General features: G+C 64.8%; 12 protein-coding genes. 6 read left to right on the top strand and 6 right to left on the bottom strand.

The genetic code is table 11. The annotated features are described in order from the left end of the window. Window positions 1–33: 33 nt before the first annotated feature. The 5 genes from AC1Q6Z_RS10055 to AC1Q6Z_RS10035 form a co-directional block, all read right to left on the bottom strand. A complete protein-coding gene (locus AC1Q6Z_RS10055) occupies window positions 34–1,731 on the bottom strand; it encodes an ABC transporter substrate-binding protein (protein WP_492647658.1) in 1,698 nt (565 codons plus the stop codon). A gap of 75 nt (window positions 1,732–1,806) precedes the next feature. Then, a complete protein-coding gene (locus AC1Q6Z_RS10050; protein WP_492647657.1) occupies window positions 1,807–2,700 on the bottom strand; it encodes a proline iminopeptidase-family hydrolase in 894 nt (297 codons plus the stop codon). A gap of 26 nt (window positions 2,701–2,726) precedes the next feature. Further along, on the bottom strand, window positions 2,727–3,317 hold the full coding sequence (locus tag AC1Q6Z_RS10045) for an ANTAR domain-containing response regulator (protein ID WP_256115017.1): 591 nt from the start codon (window positions 3,315–3,317) through the stop codon (window positions 2,727–2,729). Further along, window positions 3,314–4,474: a transporter substrate-binding domain-containing protein gene (locus AC1Q6Z_RS10040; RefSeq protein ID WP_492647656.1), complete on the bottom strand. Its 1,161-nt coding sequence runs from the start codon at window positions 4,472–4,474 to the stop codon at window positions 3,314–3,316. The genes AC1Q6Z_RS10045 and AC1Q6Z_RS10040 overlap by 4 nt, the downstream gene beginning before the upstream one ends. 333 nt (window positions 4,475–4,807) lie before the next feature. Beyond that, complete coding sequence (locus AC1Q6Z_RS10035; protein ID WP_435264568.1) at window positions 4,808–5,827, bottom strand: LacI family DNA-binding transcriptional regulator; 1,020 nt, start codon at window positions 5,825–5,827, stop codon at window positions 4,808–4,810. 283 nt (window positions 5,828–6,110) lie between these two features. Between AC1Q6Z_RS10035 and AC1Q6Z_RS10030 the strand changes: the two genes are divergently transcribed. The 5 genes from AC1Q6Z_RS10030 to AC1Q6Z_RS10010 all read left to right on the top strand — a co-directional run bounded on the left by AC1Q6Z_RS10030 (window position 6,111) and on the right by AC1Q6Z_RS10010 (window position 11,758). Continuing rightward, window positions 6,111–7,157: an ABC transporter substrate-binding protein gene (locus AC1Q6Z_RS10030; protein WP_435264569.1), complete on the top strand. Its 1,047-nt coding sequence runs from the start codon at window positions 6,111–6,113 to the stop codon at window positions 7,155–7,157. Between the two features lie 79 nt (window positions 7,158–7,236). Further along, window positions 7,237–8,058 carry an ATP-binding cassette domain-containing protein gene (locus AC1Q6Z_RS10025; protein ID WP_439623026.1) on the top strand — a complete coding sequence of 274 codons (822 nt, stop codon included), beginning with the start codon at window positions 7,237–7,239 and terminating at the stop codon, window positions 8,056–8,058. Next, window positions 8,055–9,308, top strand: coding sequence for a sugar ABC transporter permease (locus AC1Q6Z_RS10020; protein WP_439623024.1), 1,254 nt, complete (start codon window positions 8,055–8,057; stop codon window positions 9,306–9,308). Before AC1Q6Z_RS10025 ends, AC1Q6Z_RS10020 begins: the two co-directional genes overlap by 4 nt. Window positions 9,309–9,333: 25 nt before the next feature. Then, entirely contained in the window at window positions 9,334–10,062 is a 729-nt protein-coding gene (locus AC1Q6Z_RS10015; RefSeq protein WP_492647655.1) for an SDR family oxidoreductase, read from the top strand. Window positions 10,063–10,126: 64 nt separating this feature from the next. After that, a complete protein-coding gene (locus AC1Q6Z_RS10010; RefSeq protein ID WP_492647654.1) occupies window positions 10,127–11,758 on the top strand; it encodes an FGGY-family carbohydrate kinase in 1,632 nt (543 codons plus the stop codon). On the opposite strand, the gene AC1Q6Z_RS10005 is transcribed toward AC1Q6Z_RS10010, so the two are convergent. Next, window positions 11,755–12,735: a bile acid:sodium symporter family protein gene (locus AC1Q6Z_RS10005; protein ID WP_492647653.1), complete on the bottom strand. Its 981-nt coding sequence runs from the start codon at window positions 12,733–12,735 to the stop codon at window positions 11,755–11,757. The two genes, AC1Q6Z_RS10010 and AC1Q6Z_RS10005, sit on opposite strands and share 4 nt — an antisense overlap. A 93-nt stretch (window positions 12,736–12,828) precedes the next feature. Between AC1Q6Z_RS10005 and AC1Q6Z_RS10000 the strand changes: the two genes are divergently transcribed. Continuing rightward, complete coding sequence (locus AC1Q6Z_RS10000) at window positions 12,829–13,698, top strand: LysR family transcriptional regulator (RefSeq protein WP_492647652.1); 870 nt, start codon at window positions 12,829–12,831, stop codon at window positions 13,696–13,698. Window positions 13,699–13,777: the final 79 nt, after the last annotated feature.

Raw genomic sequence — 13,777 nt, 5'->3', positions numbered from 1 at the left:
CTTGCCGCCCGCGGGGCCTGTTTCAGGCGGGTCTTACTTCACCCAGGACTGCGAGGTGATCCAGCGGTTCTGCTTGTTGAACAGATAGTTGCCGAGCCGTGCCGAGGTGAAGTTCACGCTTTTCGGCGTGAAGAGCGGTGCGATCGGCGACTGTTCCATGAAGCCCTTGTCGACTTCCGCCCATTTGGCATTCGCCGCATCGGCGTCCGTCAGCGCAAGGGTCATCGCTTCCTTCATCTTGGCGTCGAGATCCTTGTTGCAATAGCCCGAAATGTTGATCGAGGCGTCGCTGCCCGGTGTGAACGATGCGCAGGAGAGCAGCACGTTGAGGAAGTTCGAGGCGGCCGGATAGTCCATGTACCATTGCGAAATGCTGATCTGGACGTTGTTGCTGGTGTTCTGGATGTAGGTGAACTGGATGTTCGGCGAGACGGCCTTCATCGAGGCGTCGTAGCCGAGCTCCGACAGCACGCTCTGGATATAGGTGCCGACGCCGCGCGAGGTGGCGTTGTCCTCGGCGATCACCGTGACCTTCTGGCCCTTCGTGCCGGATTCCTCGACGAGCTGCTTGGCCTTCTCCATGTCGGCGCCGATCCATTCCGGGCTCGCCTCCGTGGTGTAGAGGCAATCGTCCACATGGCCCGGGAAGTCCGGCGGCAGGATCTGGCAGGTCGGCTGGGCGAGAACCTCGCCGCCGAACAGGCCGACGAGCGCGTCGCGGTCAAGCGCATAGTTCACCGCCTGGCGCACCTTGATGTTGTCGAAGGGTGCGAGGTTGGTGTTCATCGGCGCGTACCAGAAGGCGGCCAGCGGGTCGATATGGATCTGGCTGGCATATTTCGCGCCGATTTCCGGCAGGCGGTCGGAGGGCGGCGTGTCGTACATCCAGTCGATCTGGCCGTTGATGATCGCGTTGATCATCGCCTCTTCGGTCAGGCCGAACTTGTAGATGATCTCGTCGGCATAACCGTCCGGCTGGGCATCCACGCTCCATTCCTTGAAGTGCGGATTGCGCTTCATGACGAGCTGTTCGGTGGGATTGTAGCTCTCGAAATAATAGGCGCCCGTGCCGGCAATCGGCGTGGTGCCGGCGTCAGTCAACGGCGCATCGGCCGGCAGGATGGAGGCGTGTGGAACGGCGAGCTTGGAGAAGATTTCCGAATCCGGCGCCGTGAGGTTGATCGTAACCGTACCGGCCGCATCGTCGCCCACGACCCCGCCGTCGAGCGTGCAGGTCGCGGCATCCGCGATGCATTTGTCGGAGCCGACGATGCCGTTGTAGAAGCTGCCGGTGGTCGGGCCTTTGACCTTGAAGATGCGCTGGAAGGAGGCGACCACGTCGGACGGCGTCACGTCCTTGCCGTTGGAGAACTTGATGCCCTTGCGGATCTTGAAGACATAGGTCTTGCCGTCGTTCGTCGGCTGGGGAATCTCCTCGGCGATCGCGGGCACGATCTCGAAGCCATCGGTGCCGCCGGCCTGCTTGAACTTGACGAGGCCGTCATAGGTCATCTGGTAGATCTGCCAGAACTGGGCGGTGTAGTTGATCATCGGATCGATCGTGCCGGCGGCCGAGACGGCCGCAAGCGTCATCGTGCCGCCGCGGTGCTTGGCCATCAGGTCGGCGCGCTCGTCGGCGAGTGCGGTGCTGGAGAGCGCCGTCTGTGAAAGCAGGATGCCGGCGGCGAGAAGACCGGCGCGGCGCATGGAAGGTTTCAGATATATCGTCATGATACGGTTTCCCTCTGGTTTTCTGGTGGTCGGTGATCGCGCCCTTGGGGCGCGCGGTTTCTTCTTCTGGAATGGTCAGGGTGCCTTTTCGTCGAGGAAGCCGGCGACTTCGGCCATGCAGGCCTCGCGCTCCTCGACATGCGGCATGTGGCTCGACTGTTCGAAGATGCGCCAGCGCACGTCCGGGATCTCGTCGGCATAGGGCTGCACGCAGGCTTTCGTCGCCTCGTCGAAGTGGCCGGAGATCAGAAGCGTCGGGGCTTCGATGGTCGAAAGCCGGCCGACGATCGACCAATCCTTCATCGTGCCGATGACGTGGAACTCGTTCGGGCCGTTCATGGTGTGGTAGACGGTCGGGTCGTCGGCAATGGCATCGAAGGTGCGCTTGACCTCCGGCGGCATGGGCACGACGCGGCAGACATGGCGCTGGTTGAAGACCTCCGTCGCCTCCATGTATTCCGCGCTGTCGGTGGTTTCGGCTTGTTCGTGGCGCAGCAGCGTCGCCTGAACCTCCGGCGGCAGGGCCTCGCGCAGGCGGTTGGCTTCCGATACCCAGGTCGTCATGGCGGCCGGCGAATTGGCGATGACGAGCGCCTTGAGGCCCGCGGGACGTGCCTGGGCGAACTCCGCGCCGAGCATGCCGCCCCAGGACTGGCCGAGCAGGCAATAGGCGTCGCGGATGCCGAGATGGTCGATCAGGTTGTGCAGTTCGGTGCGGAAGAAATCGACCGTCCAGAAATCCCCGCCCTTTTCCGGCAGGTGGGTCGATTTGCCGTTGCCCACCTGGTCGTAGTGGATGACGGCGCGGCCGGTCGCGGCTATGTCCTTGAAGCTGTCGACATAGTCGTGCGTGCAGCCCGGGCCGCCATGGGCGACGATGAGCGGCGGCTTGCCGGAGGCCAGATCCCCCGTGATGCGGTACCAGGTCTTGTAGTCCCCGTAGGGGGCGTAGCCTTCAGTGATCGACACGCGTCATGCTCCTTCTCCATTGTCCTTCAGGCGCCGCTTTTCGTGCGCCGGTCGTCGCGGCAGATTGCGTCTGCCGTCTCCTCGATGGTCATGCCCCAGTCCATGGCGATCTTGCGCAGACGCTTCCACGCGCCGGCCTCGTCGAGCCGTTCCTGCTGAATGAGCCGCAGGATCGCCCGCACGACGATCGGCCGCTGGCGCAGCCTGTCTTCGAGCGCACGGATATCCTCCGCCTGGCTGCGCGCCACCTGATAGGCATGCGTGGCGATCAGCAGCGCGCTATAGGCCCCGGTGGAGCCGATCGGCTTGAGCAGATGGGCGTTGGAGCCTTGCGCCAGCGCCCATTCGATGCGCCCGGGCGCCTCGGAGCCGATGAGCGCGATCATCGGCATGGGCGCGAAGCCGGGCGGCCACGGGAACTGGCCGTCATGGCCCATATCCGCATCGAAGAAGACGATATCGCTTGCCACATCGGCCTCGTCGATCTGCGGCCAGACGACGGTGACGCGGATATGCAGCATTTCGAGCTGCCGCTTCAGGGCATCGACGGAAGGGTGCTCCCGGTGCAGGATGACGGCGCGCCACGTCGCCAGGGAAGGGCGGTCCGCGCGGCTCATTTGATCACCTTCAGCATGGTGTCGGTGGTGGCTTCGCTGGCGGCAAGCGGCTGGCTGAGCGAATGCACCAGATAGGGATCGGCTTCGACCGGGCTTGCAGCGCTGTGGAAGATCTCGAATTCGCCGTCCGCGTTCGAGATCGCCAGGTGCGGGCGCAGCGCCGCATGGTGGGTGCGCGGATTGATGGCGATGGGGCCGAGCGGCGTATCGAAGAGCCGGGAGGTGACGACGCGGCGGATCGCGTCCGGCGCATCGGTCGCCGCGTCCTGCATCGCCTGGGCAAGGATCGACACGCTCATATAGGCGGCCACGAAAGGCGTCGTCAGCCGGTGGTCGCTGCCGTGGCGCAGCGCCATGCGCGCCTTGAAATCCCGGTTTTCGGCGGTGTCCAGCCGGTTGAAATAGGGCGATGCCGAAATGTGCCCGGCAGAGGCGGAAGGAGTGAGGCCGCCAAGCTCGATTTCACAAAGATTGCAGGCCACAACCGGCGGGGCGGACGGATCTCCGCCGCGCAGCACGTCATAGGCAGCCAGGAAAGCCGTGGCCGATTCCCCGACGAGGTTGCTCAGGATGAAGTCGGGCTTCTTCTGCGCGATTTCCGCAATCAGGTGGTCGACCTCGACGGAGCCGAGCGGAACGAAGCGCTCCGACACCACCTGCCCGCCGACCGCCTCGGTCATCTCGCGGGCAATGCGGCTGATTTCCCAGCCCCAGATATAGTTCGAGCCGACAATGAAGGGGCGGCGCCCATAGCGCGGCAACACATGGTCGAACAGCGGCAGCAGGTGCTGGTTGGGACAGGCCCCGAGATAGATGGCGCTGTCGCTTGCCTCGTAACCCTCATACGGAAAGGCATACCACAGAAGCGCGCCATGGCGCTCGATCGCCGGCAGAACGTCCTTGCGGCTCCATGAGGTGATGGTGCCGATGACATGGCGACAGCCGTTCTGGCGGATCGCCGCCTCGGACAGGAGCGCGTAGCGTTCCGCCCGTCCGGCAGGGTCGTCGATCTTCGGCTCGATGCGGAAGGAGAAGCCGGCATCCGCATTGATCTCGGATATCGCCGCAAACGCGCCGGCGACGGCCTGCCGGCCGACATCCGCATAGGCCCCGGTCGTCGAATAGAGGATGGAAACCGGCACCGTTTCGCGATTCATCGCGACTGCCCCTGCGGCACTGGCTGCCCGCGCCGTTTTGCGTTCATCGGCATTTCCCATGGCTGCATCGCCCGGTTCCCGTCCACGCTTCCACCTCGATCCATGAGGTCGGCCGAGTGCCCGAAACAAAAAAACCCCGCACCGCAGGTCATGCGGTATCGGGGCTCATTTGCCGTGGCAGCGTCTGCCGTTTTCGAAGAAAAAGCTAGAATACGGCTGCTTTGTAGTCAATTGTTTTCTTTGCATAAATAAAAGGCTGATTGCATCTCTTGCGAGCGCTGTTTTGCCTCGATATCGACCTGTGGCGATGCGCGCGCAAGGCCAGCCGCCAGATCAGCCCATCTTCTCGACGATCGGCGGGATCTGCACCACGGTGAGCTCGGTCGCCCCGGAATCGATGATGCCGAAGACGGCTTCCAGCATTTTCGGCACGTCCTGGCGCACCATCTCGATATGGTCGCCGAGCATGGCGACGAAGGGGTCCCAGTCGAAGCAGCCGAGTTGCGGCACGCGGTCGGCATAGTGGCCGGAGCGGCGGATCCAGCGCATTACGCCTTCCAGCGAAATGGTCGAATTGACGAACATGCCGCGCGGCAGCGGGCTCATGCGTTCGGCAAGCTGGCGCATGGCGTTTTCCGCCTTCTCGGGGGCATATCCGACGGTCTGCACGAGCGTGTCGTCGACGGCGACGCCGGCCTCCGCATGGGCGTCGCGAAAACCGCGCACGCGCTCCATCGTGTTGTGGTCCGTGCCGCGGCCGCCGACGAAGAGGAGAGGGGTCTTCTCGCCATATTCCTTCTCGCAATTGGCGAGCACGCGGCGCGTCAGCTCCAGCGCGCCGCCGTAATTGTCGGAGATGACGGAGGGCGCGCGGGCGCCGGGAAGGTCGAGGTTGATGGTGCGCACGCCGGCGGCGGCGCACAGTTCCATGACGCGGTCCGGGTCGGTCGCGCCGGTCGCGATCAGGCAGTCGACCTGATAGGACAGCATGGCGCGCGCGGCCTCCAGCTCCAGCGCCGGGTCGCGCATCGTGCAGGTGATGATCGGAAACAGGCCGCGTTCGCGCGCCAGCGCCTCGAACTGTTCGACGATCGAGCCGAAATAGCGGTTGTCGTATTTGGGCACGATCATGCCGATGATTTTCGACCGGTCCCGGCGCAGCACGCTCGCCTGCATGTTGAGCGCGTAGCCCTGCTCCTCGGCGAGCTTGGTGATCTTTTCGGCGAGCTTCGCGCTGATACGGCGCTTCTTCCAGTTGCCGTTCAGAACGGCGCTCACGGCGCTGGCCGAGGTGCCCGCCAGCTCCGCCAGATCATAGATGGTCGTCCTTTTCGTCTGCGTCGTCCGGTTCACATTTCATCTCCGTTTCGAGAGCCACCTTGACACCAATGGCGATTGGTGGCAATTCTTGCTTCATCGATTGAGCAAGCATGCTCCATCGATGAAGTTGCCTGAACAGCAAGGCTGACCCAAGGGAGGAGTCAGACGGAGCATCGACGAACCGGACGTTGCGGCATCCCCGCAGCGAACGATGATCCGCGCGCTTTGGTGCGCGGAAGGCGTCGGTCCTGTCGCCCTTGTCGGCTTGAGGACGCCGGCGAACATGAACTTGAAAAATCAACCGTGGAGGAACCCAATGAAGACGCTTACCCTTTTGCTCGCATCGACCGGTCTCGTCCTGTCGCTTGGCAGCGCCGCCCTTGCCCAGGAAGGCGCGACCGTCGCCTTCCTGATGCCCGACCAGGCCTCGACCCGCTACGAGCAGCACGACTATCCCGGCTTCAAGGCCGAGATGGAAAAGCTGTGCCCGAGCTGCACCGTGATCTACCAGAATGCCAATGCGGATGTCGCCCTCCAGCAGCAGCAGTTCAACTCGGTGATCGCGCAGGGCGCCAAGGTTATCGTGCTCGATCCGGTCGATTCCGCCGCGGCCGCAGCGCTCGTCGAGATCGCCCAGTCGCAGGACGTCAAGGTCATCGCCTATGACCGCCCGATCCCCGACAAGCCGGCCGACTACTACGTCTCCTTCGACAACCAGGGCATCGGCAAGGCCATCGCGCAGTCGCTGGTCGACCACCTGAAGGCCAAGGGCGTTGCGGATGGTGCCGGCGTGCTCCAGATCAACGGCTCGCCGACCGATGCGGCCGCCGGCCTCATCCGCGACGGCATCGACTCCGCGCTCGACGCCTCGCCCTACAAGACGCTCGCCGAATTCGACACGCCGGACTGGGCGCCGCCGAAGGCACAGGAATGGGCGGCCGGCCAGATCACCCGCTTCGGTGACCAGATCGTTGGCATCGTCGCGGCGAACGACGGCACGGGCGGCGGCGCGATTGCGGCGCTGAAGGCGGCCGGCGTGAAGGAAATGCCGCCGGTCACCGGCAATGACGCGACGATCGCGGCACTCCAGCTCATCATCTCGGGCGATCAGTACAACACGATCTCCAAGCCCTCCGAAATCGTCGCGGCGGCTGCGGCCGGCGTTGCGGTGAAGCTGCTCAAGGGCGAAACCCCGGAAGCGACCCACAAGCTCTACGAAACGCCCTCGCAGCTTTTCGTGCCGGCGGTCGTCACGGCGGAGAACATCAAGGCTGAAATCTTCGACAAGGGCATCAACAAGCCGGAAGAAGTCTGCACCGGCGAATATGTTGAAGGTTGCCGCAAACTCGGCATCATCAACTAATCTGCCCATACGTGTCCGGCCGTTTGACGCGGCCGGACACCCCGATCAGTCGAGGTCAGCCCTAGAGGTTCCAGAGGCCATGACAGCCACGCTTCAAAACATTCCCGCCAAGGGAGAATCCGTGCTGCGCCTTAGCGGCATATCCAAGAATTTCGGTGCCGTATCCGCCTTAACGGATATCGATCTCGACGTGAAGGCCGGCGAAGTTGTCGCCCTTGTCGGCGACAACGGTGCGGGCAAGTCGACGCTGGTCAAGGTGCTCGCCGGCGTGCACCAGGCATCCTCCGGCACCATCGAGTTCTGCGGCGAGCAGGTGACGCTCGACAGCCCCGCCAAGGCGCTGGATCTCGGCATCGCCACCGTGTTCCAGGACCTGGCACTCTGCGAAAACCTCGACGTCGTGGCAAACCTGTTCCTCGGCCACGAAATGTCGCCCTGGGCGCTCGACGAAGTCGCCATGGAAGTGCGGGCCTGGACGTTGCTGCGCGAGCTTGCCGCGCGCATTCCTTCGGTGCGCGAGCCCATCGCCTCGCTCTCCGGCGGCCAGCGGCAGACCGTCGCCATCGCGCGCTCGCTGCTGCTCAATCCGCGGCTCATCATGCTGGACGAACCGACGGCGGCGCTCGGCGTCGCGCAGACGGCGGAGGTGTTGAACCTCATCGAGCGCGTGCGCGACCGCGGCCTTGGCGTCATCATCATCAGCCACAACATGGAAGACGTGCGCGCCGTCGCCGACCGCATCGTCGTGCTCCGGCTGGGGCGCAACAACGGCATCTTCACGCCGGATTCATCGAGCCAGGAGCTCGTCTCCGCCATCACCGGTGCTACGGACAATTCCGTCTCGCGCCGCGCCGACCGCAAGTCCGGCCACATCCAGGAAAGCACCGGGGGAACCGCATGAGCCAGAACCCTTCCAACAAATCCACGCCGACGCTCGACCGCAGCGACGAGCGCGTGCGCCACGACGACAGCCTCGCCGCCATGGCGAAAGGGTTCATCGACCGCGTGCGCTCCGGCGACCTCGGCATGCTGCCGGTCGCCGTCGGCCTCGTCGTCATCTCCATCGTCTTTTCCGCGCTGAACCCCATCTTCCTGGCGCCGAACAACCTGGTGAACCTGCTGTTCGACTGCGCCACGGTCGGCGTCATTTCGCTTGGCATCGTCTGCGTGCTGGTGCTCGGCGAAATCGACCTCTCCGTCGGCTCCATGAGCGGGCTCGCGTCGGCCCTGGTCGGCGTCATCTGGGTCAATATGGGCTGGCCGGTCGCAGGTGCGATCATCGTCGCGCTGGTGGTCGGTGCGGGCGTCGGCATGCTTTACGCCATGCTCTATAACCGTCTCGGCATGCCGAGCTTCGTGGCGACGCTTGCCGGCCTGCTGGCGCTCCTCGGCCTGCAGCTCTACATTCTCGGCCCGACCGGCTCGATCAACCTGCCCTATGCTTCGCCGCTCGTGCGCTTCGGCCAGATCCTGATCATGCCGGACTGGCTGTCCTATACGCTGGCACTCGTGCCGGGCCTCGTGATGATCGGCCGGGGACTGCGCACGCGCACTCAGCGTCTTGCCGCGAACCTTTCCGCCCAGCCGATGCGGGCGCTGATCCTGAAGGCCGTCGTGCTGACGGTGGTGCTGGAAGCGGCCGTGTTCTACCTCAATCTCGGCCGCGGCATTCCGTGGATGTTCGCGCTGTTCATCGCGCTCGCCGTGATCCTCAACTATGCGCTGACGCGCACCAAATGGGGCCGCTCGATGTTCGCCGTCGGCGGCAACAAGGAGGCGGCGCGCCGCTCCGGCATCAATGTCCGCCGCATCTATATGAGCGCCTTCATGCTCTGCTCGACGCTCGCGGCGCTCGGCGGCATCCTCTCGGCCTCGCGGCTTGCCTCGTCCAGCCAGCAGGCCGGCACGGGTGACGTGAACCTCAACGCGATCGCCGCGGCGGTCATCGGCGGCACCAGCCTGTTCGGCGGCCGCGGCAGCGCCTATTCCGCGCTCCTCGGCATCATCGTCATCCAGGCGATCTCGAACGGGTTGACCCTGCTCAACCTCTCGTCGTCTCTGCGCTATATGATCACCGGCGGCGTTCTCGCCATCGCGGTTATCGTCGATTCGCTTGCCCGTCGCTCCCGTGTCAGCCACGGTCGCGCCTAACGCATATTGAATGGAGTTCTAGACCATGGCTGACCTCATGAAGGGCAAGATTGCCGCCATCACGGGTGCCGCATCCGGCATCGGCCTCGAATGCGCCAGGACCTTGATTGCCGAAGGCGCGAAGGTGGTGCTCGTCGACCGGGCGCAGGACAAGCTGGAACAGCTCTGCAAGGAGCTGGGGCCGAACGCCCTGCCGCTCGTCGTGGACCTGCTGAAGCCGTCCGAAGTGTCCGGCATGCTGCCGCGCATCCTGGACATTGCCGGCGGGCTCGACGTCTTCCACGCCAATGCCGGCGCTTATATCGGCGGCCCGGTAGCGGAGGGCGATCCGGACGCTTGGGACCGTATGCTGAACCTCAACATCAACGCCGCCTTCCGCTCGGTGCATGCGGTGCTGCCCTATATGATCGAGAAGAAGACGGGCGACATCCTGTTCACCAGCTCGATTGCCGGTGTCGTGCCCGTCATCTGGGAGCCGATTTACACGGCCTCCAAGTTCGCCGTGCAGGCCTTCGTGCACTCCACACGGCGCCAGGTTTCGCAGCATGGCGTGCGCGTCGGCGCTGTCCTGCCGGGGCCGGTGGTGACGGCGCTGCTCGATGACTGGCCGAAGGAGAAGATGGACGAGGCGCTCGCCAATGGCAGCCTGATGCAGCCGAAGGAAGTGGCCGATGCCGTGCTCTTCATGCTGACCCGACCGCGCAATGTCACGATCCGCGATCTGGTGATCCTGCCCAACAGCGTCGATCTCTAAACAAGCGGCGGGCGGCATGAGGCCGCTCGCCGGAAACATTCCCGATTTGCAGGCGGTAGACCCTATGAGCACCCCTTCCTCCGCACGCCCCGCGGGCGGCGAACGCTACCTGATCGGCGTCGATGTCGGCACGGGAAGCGCCAGAGCCGGCCTCTTCGATCTGACCGGCCGCATGCTGGCCTCCGGCAAGCGCGACATCTCGCTGTTTCGCGAGGCGGGCGCGATGGTCGAGCAGTCGAGCACGGAAATCTGGGCCGCCGTCTGCGCTTCGGTGCACGAGGCTGTTGCCAAGGCGGGTGTTGCGCCGGAACAAATCGCCGGCATCGGCTTCGATGCGACCTGCTCGCTGGTCGTGCTCGGCGAGGATGGCGTGCCGCTGCCCGTCGGCCCATCGGAAAATCCCGAGCGCGACATCATCGTCTGGATGGACCACCGGGCCGTCGATCAGGTCGAGCGCATCAATGCGCTGGGCCACGAGGTTCTGCGCTATGTCGGCGGCCGCATCTCGCCGGAGATGGAAACGCCGAAACTGCTCTGGCTCAAGGAAAACCGCCCGCAGGTTTTCGACGCCGCCTGGCAGTTCTTCGACCTGGCGGACTTCCTCACCTGGCGCGCGACGGGTGATCTCGCCCGTTCGACCTGCACGGTCACCTGCAAATGGACTTATCTCGCGCATGAGAAGCGCTGGGATCCGAGCTATTTCCGCGAGATCGGCCTCGGCATTCTGGCGGACGAGGATTTTGTCCGCATCGGCCAGCAGGTCGTCGAGCCCGGCACGCCGCTCGGCAACGGCCTGACGGCGCACGCGGCTGAAGAACTCGGCCTTGCCACCGGCACGCCGGTCGGTGCCGGCATGATCGACGCCCATGCGGGCGGCATCGGCACGGTGGGCGTCGATGGCCCGCCGGAAAACAATCTCGGCTACGTCTTCGGCACGTCCTCCTGCACCATGACCTCGACCCATGAGCCGGTCTTCGTGCCGGGCGTCTGGGGGCCTTACTTCTCCGCCATGGTGCCCGGCATGTGGCTGAACGAGGGGGGACAATCGGCGGCCGGTGCCGCGATCGAACAGCTTCTCTCCTTTCATCCCGCGGCTGGTGAAGCGCTCGCACTGGCAAAGACACGCGGCCTCGCGCTACCCGTTCTGCTGGCCGAACTGGCGGCCGAAAAGGCAAAAACGCTGTCCGCCGTGGTGGAACTGGCCGACGGCGTGCACGTCGTACCGGAATTCCTCGGCAATCGTGCGCCCTTCGCCGATCCGCACGCTCGCGCGGCGATCGTCGGACTCGGCATGGAACGTGACCTCGACAACCTCGTCTCGCTCTACATCGCCGGTCTCTGCGGTATCGGCTACGGCCTGCGCCAGATCATCGAAACACAGACGGCGGCAGGTGCGCCGGTTGACAAGATCGTCATCAGCGGCGGCGCCGGCCAGCTCGATCTCGTGCGCCAGCTTCTCGCCGACACAACAGGCAAGCCGCTGCTGGCAACGCGCGCCGAAGAACCTGTCCTGCTCGGCGCCGCCATTCTCGGCAGCGTCGCGGGTGGCGCTTTCCCGGATGTCGGTGCGGCGATGGCTGCCCTTTCAAAGACCGATCGGACTTATCACCCGGCGGAAGGCGAAACCGCGGCCCGTCACGTCAAGCGATACGATGCCTTCACCCGGCTGCAAGCGCTGAGCCGCGAAATCCGCTAGGCGGCGTCGGGTATCGCGGCCGCCTTGCGCTCGGCGTAGATCCGGGCGAGCCAGGCGCAGACCATCAGCTGGATCTGGTGAAACAGCATCAGCGGCAGGACGATCGCGCCGATCGGCTCGCCGGCGAAGATGACGCCTGCCATCGGCACGCCGCTCGCCAGGCTTTTCTTCGAGCCGCAGAAGACGGCGGTGATGCGGTCCTCGCGGTTGAAGCCGAACAGTTTTGCGCCAAGGCTGGTGATGAGGAGCACGACCACGAGCAGCAGGGCGTCCAGCGCGACGAGCATGGCCAGGTCCTGTGCCTCCAGCTGGTGCCAGACGCCCTCCGTCACCGCATCCGAGAAGGCGAGATAGACGACCATCAGGATCGAGCCGCGGTCGAAGGGCGTGAGCAGCGACTTGCGCGCGCGCACCCATTTGCCGATGAAGGGCTGCAAGAGCTGGCCGGCCACGAAGGGCAGGAACAGTTGGAGCATGATTTTCCAGACCATGTCGAACGACACGCCGACATGGCCGCCGGCGGAAAACAGCATGGCGACGAGGGCCGGCGTCAGGAAGATGCCGAGGATGTTGGAGGTCGAGGCGGCGCAGATCGCCGCCGGCACGTTGCCGCCGGCAATGGACGTGAAGGCGATCGACGACTGTACCGTCGACGGCAGCACACACAGGAAAAGCAGGCCGAGATAGAGCGGTTGCGGGATCAGCCAGGGCGACAGGACGCCGAGGCCGAGGCCGAGCAGCGGGAACACCACGAAGGTGGTCGCCAGAATGAAGATTTGCAACCGCCAGTGCAGGAAGCCGGCAATCACCACGTCGGTGGAAAGGCGCGCGCCGTGCAGGAAGAAAAGGCCGGCGATCGCGATATTGGTGGCAATGCCGAACCATGCCGCGGGCTCGCCGGAAATCGGCAGAAGGGACGCGAGGCCCACGGCTGCGATGAGAAGCAGGGTGAAGGTATCGGGGAGCAGGCTTTTCATGGGACGGTCCGGAATCCATCAGTCTCGACAGGCTGCCGATCTTTGATATCCTGATTCACAATGCAAGGAATAACAGTTATCGAGGATCGCGATATGCTTGACATGGTGCAGTTGCGCAGCTTCGTGACGGTGGCCCAGCTCAAGAGCTTCACGCTCGCCGCCGAGCGGCTGGACCTCGGCCAGTCGACCGTCAGCCAGCATCTGCAACGCCTGGAACGCAGCCTGCGCCGGCGGCTCGTCCATCGCGACACGCATACGGTTCGGCTCACCCCCGATGGCGAGGCCCTGCTGCCGCACGCCCGGCAGCTTCTGGCGCTGGAGCGCCAGGCCGTCGCGCAGTTCGAGGTCGACACGCCGCGCGGCGTCTTCCGGCTCGGCGTTTCCGAGGACCTGGTGAGTGGGCAACTGCCCGGATTGCTGGAGGACTTCATCGCCGATTATCCCTCCGTCGATCTCCAGCTTTCGGTTGCCCTGTCGAAGTCGCTCGCCGAAATGCAGGATCGCGGCGAGCTGGATCTCGTCATGGCCAAGCGTCGGATCGGCGACAGGCGGGGCGACGGGGTGCTGCGCGAACCGCTCGTCTGGCTGGCGAGCGATCCCGATGCCGTGCTTGCGAAACCCGTCCTGCCGCTGATCGTCTTCCCACCGCCGAGCCTCACCCGGATCCTGCTGATGGATGCGTTAGAGCGCAGCGGCACGCCATGGCGCATCGTCTGCTCGTGTCACAGCCTCAGCGGGCTGACCGCGGCGGCGCGGGCCGGTATGGGCGTGCTCGTCCAGCCGCGCAGCCTCGCTCCCGCCGGGCTTCGCGAGATCGTTCCGCCCCACCTGCCGGTTCTGGAGGATGTCGAGTTCGCGCTCGTCACCGCGGCTTCGGCCGACCGCGCCACCGTCTCGGCCTTCTCCCGCCGGGTGCGGGAGCGGTTCGTCAAAGGGTTTGTCCCGACGTCCAGCCCCGACTGACGATTTCGCCACACCCGGCTTGACGGCACATGTCTGTCAATGATTGGATAAGTGGATACAAAAATACTTTTTGGTCCCA

The sequence above is a fragment of the Shinella sp. GW835-FHT14H05 genome (assembly GCF_058793575.1).
The sequence above is the reverse complement of the archived record's forward strand: the minus strand, read 5'-3'. Positions and strand labels throughout refer to the sequence as shown.

Bases quoted from the DNA above. Each gene is read 5' to 3' on its own strand.
- AC1Q6Z_RS10055 (WP_492647658.1), bottom strand. From the start codon at position 1,731: ATGACGATATATCTGAAACCTTCCATGCGCCGCGCCGGTCTTCTCGCC.
- AC1Q6Z_RS10045 (WP_256115017.1), bottom strand. From the start codon at position 3,317: ATGAGCCGCGCGGACCGCCCTTCCCTGGCGACGTGGCGCGCCGTCATC.
- AC1Q6Z_RS10040 (WP_492647656.1), bottom strand. From the start codon at position 4,474: ATGAATCGCGAAACGGTGCCGGTTTCCATCCTCTATTCGACGACCGGG.
- AC1Q6Z_RS10030 (WP_435264569.1), top strand. From the start codon at position 6,111: ATGAAGACGCTTACCCTTTTGCTCGCATCGACCGGTCTCGTCCTGTCG.
- AC1Q6Z_RS10025 (WP_439623026.1), top strand. From the start codon at position 7,237: ATGACAGCCACGCTTCAAAACATTCCCGCCAAGGGAGAATCCGTGCTG.
- AC1Q6Z_RS10020 (WP_439623024.1), top strand. From the start codon at position 8,055: ATGAGCCAGAACCCTTCCAACAAATCCACGCCGACGCTCGACCGCAGC.
- AC1Q6Z_RS10015 (WP_492647655.1), top strand. From the start codon at position 9,334: ATGGCTGACCTCATGAAGGGCAAGATTGCCGCCATCACGGGTGCCGCA.
- AC1Q6Z_RS10010 (WP_492647654.1), top strand. From the start codon at position 10,127: ATGAGCACCCCTTCCTCCGCACGCCCCGCGGGCGGCGAACGCTACCTG.
- AC1Q6Z_RS10005 (WP_492647653.1), bottom strand. From the start codon at position 12,735: ATGAAAAGCCTGCTCCCCGATACCTTCACCCTGCTTCTCATCGCAGCC.
- AC1Q6Z_RS10000 (WP_492647652.1), top strand. From the start codon at position 12,829: ATGCTTGACATGGTGCAGTTGCGCAGCTTCGTGACGGTGGCCCAGCTC.